Raw genomic sequence first — 1,274 nt, 5'->3', positions numbered from 1 at the left:
ACACTCTTTCCATACACGAAGCTCTTCCGATCTTATAACGGTCCTAAGGTAGCGAAATTCCTTGTCGGGTAAGTTCCGACCCGCACGAAAGGCGTAATGATTTGGGCACTGTCTCAACGAGAGACTCGGTGAAATTTTAGTACCTGTGAAGATGCAGGTTACCCGCGACAGGACGGAAAGACCCCATGGAGCTTTACTGTAGTTTGATATTGAGTACCTGTAAGTCATGTACAGGATAGGTAGGAGCCATTGAAATAGGGACGCTAGTTTCTATTGAGGCGTTGTTGGGATACTACCCTTGACTTATGGTTACTCTAACCCGCTGGCATAATCGGCCAGGGAGACAGTGTCTGACGGACAGTTTGACTGGGGCGGTCGCCTCCTAAAGAGTAACGGAGGCGCTCAAAGGTTGGCTCAGATTGGTTGGAAATCAATCGTAGAGTGTAAAGGTAAAAGCCAGCTTGACTGCGAGAGCTACAACTCGAGCAGGTAGGAAACTAGGACTTAGTGATCCGGTGGTACCGCATGGAAGGGCCATCGCTCAACGGATAAAAGCTACCCTGGGGATAACAGGCTTATCTCCCCCAAGAGTTCACATCGACGGGGAGGTTTGGCACCTCGATGTCGGCTCGTCGCATCCTGGGGCTGTAGTCGGTCCCAAGGGTTGGGCTGTTCGCCCATTAAAGCGGCACGCGAGCTGGGTTCAGAACGTCGTGAGACAGTTCGGTCCCTATCCGTCGCGGGCGTAGGTAATTTGAGAGGATCTGTCCTTAGTACGAGAGGACCGGGATGGACTTACCGCTGGTGTACCAGTTGTTCCGCCAGGAGCACGGCTGGATAGCTATGTAGGGAAGGGATAAGCGCTGAAAGCATCTAAGTGCGAAGCCCACCTCAAGATGAGATTACCCATTCGTAAGAATTAAGAGCCCAGAGAGATGATCTGGTAGATAGGCTGGAAGTGGAAGAGTTGCGAGACTTGGAGCGGACCAGTACTAATCGCTCGAGGACTTTACCAAAAGAGTCAAATATAATATGCTTATGGTTTAAAAGTTAGAAGAATTGTTATTTAGTTTTGAATGTTCAAGGTAACATTTAATGATTTGGTCATCATTGCGATGGAGATACACCTGTTCCCATGTCGAACACAGAAGTTAAGTCCATCTACGGCGGAAGTACTTGGGGGTTGCCCCCTGGGAGATAGGCGAGTGGCCAAGTGAACTGGAGGAGCTATGGCTCCTCTTTTTTTATCTCACTAACGAGATTCAAGAGATAGG

2 rRNA genes are annotated in these 1,274 nt (G+C 49.4%); both read left to right on the top strand.

Annotated features, from left to right (window positions below):
• Positions 1-1,016: ribosomal RNA gene (locus ABT006_RS35000) — 23S ribosomal RNA — on the top strand; the annotation flags it as partial.
• Between the two features lie 83 nt (positions 1,017-1,099).
• Positions 1,100-1,215 (top strand): 5S ribosomal RNA (gene rrf / locus ABT006_RS34995).
• Positions 1,216-1,274 lie beyond the last annotated feature (59 nt).

Source organism: Micromonospora sp. NPDC002717 (genome assembly GCF_040295705.1).
Classification (GTDB): Bacteria; Actinomycetota; Actinomycetes; order Mycobacteriales; family Micromonosporaceae; genus Micromonospora.
Note: the sequence above shows the minus strand (reverse complement) of the source record. Positions and strands in the feature narration are given on the sequence as shown.